We start from the raw sequence: 5,551 nt of genomic DNA, 5'->3' as shown, positions 1-5,551 counted from the left end.
AAAAAAGCGCCCCGATGGTCTCGGGGCGCTTTTCCTGGCTGTAAGTAGCCTGACGATGACCTACTTTCACACGGGAATCCGCACTATCATCGGCGCTGAGTCGTTTCACTGTCCTGTTCGGGATGGGAAGGAGTGGGACCAACTCGCTATGGTCATCAGGCTTTAACGGGGTGCCATGCTGCTGTTGCAGCACAGCGAATTCATAGAGTCTCAATCAGCTTCTTGTCTTTTGATTGCGCCTGGCATAACAGCCCTGGCCTTTGGCCAAAGTTATAGGGTCAAGCCGCACGAGCAATTAGTACTGGTCAGCTTAATGCATTGCTGCACTTCCACATCCAGCCTATCAACGTCCTGGTCTAGAACGACTCTTCAGGGGGGTCAAGCCCCCGGCAGATCTCATCTTGAAACGAGTTTCCCGCTTAGATGCTTTCAGCGGTTATCTCTTCCACACTTAGCTACCCTGCGATGCCACTGGCGTGACAACAGGTACACCAGAGGTGTGTCCACTCCGGTCCTCTCGTACTAGGAGCAGGCTTCCTCAAATCTGCAGCGCCCACGGAAGATAGGGACCAAACTGTCTCACGACGTTTTAAACCCAGCTCACGTACCTCTTTAAATGGCGAACAGCCATACCCTTGGGACCGGCTACAGCCCCAGGATGAGATGAGCCGACATCGAGGTGCCAAACACCGCCGTCGATATGAACTCTTGGGCGGTATCAGCCTGTTATCCCCAGAGTACCTTTTATCCGTTGAGCGATGGCCCTTCCATACAGAACCACCGGATCACTATGTCCTGCTTTCGCATCTGCTCGACTTGTCAGTCTCGCAGTTAAGCACGCTTATGCCATTGCACTATCGTCACGATGTCCGACCGTAACTAGCGTACCTTCGAACTCCTCCGTTACGCTTTGGGAGGAGACCGCCCCAGTCAAACTGCCTACCATGCACTGTCCCCAATCCCGATAAGGGACCTAGGTTAGAACCTCAAACACACCAGGGTGGTATTTCAACGTCGGCTCCAGCAGAACTAGCATCCTGCCTTCAAAGCCTCCCACCTATCCTACACAGATCTGTTCAAAGTCCAATACAAAGCTACAGTAAAGGTTCATGGGGTCTTTCCGTCTTTCCGCGGGGAGATTGCATCATCACAAACATTTCAACTTCGCTGAGTCTCTGGAGGAGACAGTGTGGCCATCGTTACGCCATTCGTGCAGGTCGGAACTTACCCGACAAGGAATTTCGCTACCTTAGGACCGTTATAGTTACGGCCGCCGTTTACTGGGACTTCGATCAAGAGCTTGCACCCCATCAATTAATCTTCCAGCACCGGGCAGGCGTCACACCCTATACGTCCACTTTCGTGTTTGCAGAGTGCTGTGTTTTTAATAAACAGTCGCAGCCACCAATTTTTTGCAACCCGTTCATGCTCAGATGCTCTCATCACACTACTAGGGCACACCTTCTCCCGAAGTTACGGTGTCAATTTGCCGAGTTCCTTCTCCAGAGTTCTCTCAAGCGCCTTAGAATACTCATCTCGCGCACCAGTGTCGGTTTGCGGTACGGTCGTTGCAAGCTGAAGCTTAGTGGCTTTTCCTGGAACCCCGTTCAGTGACTTCGCAAGCAAGCTCGCTCGATCGACAGCCTCGGTATATGTGTGCCGGATTTGCCTGACACACGCCTACTTCTGTCTAAACCGGGACATCCAACACCCGGATCACCTATTAAGATTCGTCCCCACATCGCACTTGCAATCGGTACAGGAATATTGACCTGTTTCCCATCAGCTACGCATCTCTGCCTCGCCTTAGGGGCCGACTCACCCTACGCCGATGAACGTTGCGTAGGAAACCTTGCGCTTACGGCGAGCGGGCTTTTCACCCGCTTTAACGCTACTCATGTCAGCATTCGCACTTCTGATACCTCCAGCACGCTTTACAACGCACCTTCACAGGCTTACAGAACGCTCTCCTACCACGCACAGTAAACTGTGCATCCGCAGCTTCGGTAACTGGCTTAGCCCCGTTACATCTTCCGCGCAGGACGACTCGATCAGTGAGCTATTACGCTTTCTTTAAATGATGGCTGCTTCTAAGCCAACATCCTGACTGTTTTAGCCTTCCCACTTCGTTTCCCACTTAGCCAATTTTAGGGACCTTAGCTGGCGGTCTGGGTTGTTTCCCTCTTGAGTCCGGACGTTAGCACCCGGTGCTCTGTCTCCCAAGCTGTACTCAACGGTATTCGGAGTTTGCCTTGGTTTGGTAAGTCGCCATGACCCCCTAGCCAAAACAGTGCTCTACCCCCGTCGGTAATACTTGAGGCACTACCTAAATAGTTTTCGGAGAGAACCAGCTATTTCCAGGTTTGTTTAGCCTTTCACCCCTATCCACAGCTCATCCGCTAATTTTGCAACATTAGTCGGTTCGGACCTCCAGTACCTGTTACGGCACCTTCATCCTGGCCATGGATAGATCACCTGGTTTCGGGTCTACACCCAGCGACTGTTCGCCCTATTCGGACTCGATTTCTCTTCGGCTTCCCTATTCGGTTAACCTCGCCACTGAATGTAAGTCGCTGACCCATTATACAAAAGGTACGCAGTCACCCCAAAGGGCTCCTACTTTTTGTAAGCATGCGGTTTCAGGATCTATTTCACTCCCCTCCCGGGGTTCTTTTCGCCTTTCCCTCACGGTACTGGTTCACTATCGGTCGATGATGAGTATTTAGCCTTGGAGGATGGTCCCCCCATGTTCAGACAGGATTTCACGTGTCCCGCCCTACTTGTTCGCAACTTAGTACCACACTCCTCTTTTCGCATACAGGGCTATCACCTGCTATGGCCAGCCTTTCCAGACTGTTTTGCTAAGAAGAATGCTATCTTTGCCAGGCTCCTGCGATTTCGCTCGCCACTACTTTCGCAATCTCGGTTGATGTCTTTTCCTCGAGCTACTTAGATGTTTCAGTTCACTCGGTTCGCCTCCGTATCCTATGTATTCAGATACGGATACCCTCGCGGGTGGGTTTCCCCATTCAGAGATCCCGGGATCAAAGCTTATTTGCCAGCTCCCCCAGGCTTTTCGCAGGCTATCACGTCTTTCTTCGCCTATCATCGCCAAGGCATCCACCACATGCTCTTAGTCACTTGACCCTATAACTTTGACATCTCCTAAAAGATACAAAGCCATTTTCAAGGACTGTCTTGTCAGGTCTTTCACCTGACGCGTTATGCCGTAATGTGAATGATTCTTCAGATATCTCTATCTTGAGAACGATTCGTCATTACTTGAACTTCCAAACAAAGTTATAAAACAAAGTTTTTTCGTTCGTTTTGACGCAATCAAAATTGTTGCCAAGGGCACGGTCTGCACTAAACCTTTACGAATGTGCAGTTTCCCCTGACAACGCTGATTTCGACTCTATGAATTGTTAAAGAACAGCCGATTGAATCCCCAAAGGGAATCCAACAACAAAACAGCCTCTCGCGAAGCCGCTTTGGTGTTGCACAACAAGTCTTGGTGGAGGATGACGGGATCGAACCGACGACCCCCTGCTTGCAAAGCAGGTGCTCTCCCAGCTGAGCTAATCCCCCAAACGATTCTGACACAATCGCTTTATCGGATATGGTGGGTCTGGTTGGTCTCGAACCAACGACCCCCGCCTTATCAAGACGGTGCTCTAACCAACTGAGCTACAGACCCAGGTCTCTCTCGGGCGTCCCATTTCCAACAACCGATAAGTGTGGATGTTTGCTTTACGTTGCTACTTTCCAGAAAGGAGGTGATCCAGCCGCACCTTCCGATACGGCTACCTTGTTACGACTTCACCCCAGTCACGAACCCTGCCGTGGTGATCGCCCTCCTTACGGTTAGGCTAACCACTTCTGGCAGAACCCGCTCCCATGGTGTGACGGGCGGTGTGTACAAGACCCGGGAACGTATTCACCGTGACATGCTGATCCACGATTACTAGCGATTCCGACTTCACGCAGTCGAGTTGCAGACTGCGATCCGGACTACGACCGGCTTTATGGGATTGGCTCCCCCTCGCGGGTTGGCTACCCTTTGTACCGGCCATTGTATGACGTGTGTAGCCCCACCTATAAGGGCCATGAGGACTTGACGTCATCCCCACCTTCCTCCGGTTTGTCACCGGCAGTCCCATTAGAGTGCCCTTTCGTAGCAACTAATGGCAAGGGTTGCGCTCGTTGCGGGACTTAACCCAACATCTCACGACACGAGCTGACGACAGCCATGCAGCACCTGTGTGCAGGTTCTCTTTCGAGCACTTCCAAATCTCTTCGGAATTCCTGCCATGTCAAAGGTGGGTAAGGTTTTTCGCGTTGCATCGAATTAAACCACATCATCCACCGCTTGTGCGGGTCCCCGTCAATTCCTTTGAGTTTCAACCTTGCGGCCGTACTCCCCAGGCGGTCAACTTCACGCGTTAGCTTCGTTACTGAGTAAGCAAATACCCAACAACCAGTTGACATCGTTTAGGGCGTGGACTACCAGGGTATCTAATCCTGTTTGCTCCCCACGCTTTCGTGCATGAGCGTCAGTGCAGGCCCAGGGGATTGCCTTCGCCATCGGTGTTCCTCCGCATATCTACGCATTTCACTGCTACACGCGGAATTCCATCCCCCTCTGCCGCACTCCAGCCTTGCAGTCACCAATGCAGTTCCCAGGTTGAGCCCGGGGATTTCACATCGGTCTTACAAAACCGCCTGCGCACGCTTTACGCCCAGTAATTCCGATTAACGCTCGCACCCTACGTATTACCGCGGCTGCTGGCACGTAGTTAGCCGGTGCTTATTCTTACAGTACCGTCATGAGCCCCAGGTATTAACCAGAGCCTTTTCGTTCTGTACAAAAGCAGTTTACAACCCGAAGGCCTTCGTCCTGCACGCGGCATTGCTGGATCAGACTTGCGTCCATTGTCCAAAATTCCCCACTGCTGCCTCCCGTAGGAGTCTGGGCCGTGTCTCAGTCCCAGTGTGGCTGGTCGTCCTCTCAGACCAGCTACAGATCGTCGGCTTGGTAGGCCTTTACCCCACCAACTACCTAATCTGATATCGGCCGCTCCAGTAGCGCGAGGCCCGAAGGTCCCCCGCTTTCAACCTCAGTTCTCATGCGGTATTAGCCACTCTTTCGAGTAGTTATCCCCCACTACTGGGCACGTTCCGATACATTACTCACCCGTTCGCCACTCGTCAGCATCCGAAGACCTGTTACCGTTCGACTTGCATGTGTAAAGCATGCCGCCAGCGTTCAATCTGAGCCAGGATCAAACTCTTCAGTTCGATCTTGAATTACTCTTAAGAAATTGAAGAAGAACTTCTTCTTTCTCTTATGAGTGTTTGCAGTCTTGCGACTACTAGTTTTTTAATCCAGTTTCACAACACGCCAGACCAAAGTCCGGCTCTGCAAACACCCACGCTTATCGGCTGTATGTTTTTAATGATCCGCAAACCCTTCCAGATCTGCTTGCCTCGCCGCGATCAGCGAAGCCCTCTACTATAACACAGTTTTTACTGCCGTCAAGAAAGAATTTTC

At 51.6% G+C, this 5,551-nt stretch carries 2 tRNA genes and 3 rRNA genes; all 5 read right to left on the bottom strand.

Features of this window, described 5'->3' with window-relative positions:
* Positions 1-47: 47 nt before the first annotated feature.
* Positions 48-160: ribosomal RNA gene (rrf, locus tag BMW28_RS12620) — 5S ribosomal RNA — on the bottom strand.
* A gap of 114 nt (positions 161-274) precedes the next feature.
* Positions 275-3,147: ribosomal RNA gene (locus BMW28_RS12615) — 23S ribosomal RNA — on the bottom strand.
* 365 nt (positions 3,148-3,512) lie between these two features.
* Positions 3,513-3,588 (bottom strand) — tRNA-Ala (locus BMW28_RS12610).
* 32 nt (positions 3,589-3,620) lie between these two features.
* Positions 3,621-3,697, bottom strand: a tRNA-Ile gene (locus BMW28_RS12605).
* A gap of 72 nt (positions 3,698-3,769) precedes the next feature.
* Positions 3,770-5,298 (bottom strand): 16S ribosomal RNA (locus tag BMW28_RS12600).
* The 16S, 23S and 5S rRNA genes sit together here with 2 tRNA genes alongside, the layout of an rRNA operon.
* Between the last annotated feature and the right edge of the window lie 253 nt (positions 5,299-5,551).

Origin of the sequence: Allobrachymonas denitrificans DSM 15123 (assembly GCF_900110225.1) — a bacterium.
Classification (GTDB): domain Bacteria; phylum Pseudomonadota; class Gammaproteobacteria; order Burkholderiales; family Burkholderiaceae_C; genus Brachymonas; species Brachymonas denitrificans.
The sequence above is the reverse complement of the archived record's forward strand: the minus strand, read 5'-3'. Positions and strand labels throughout refer to the sequence as shown.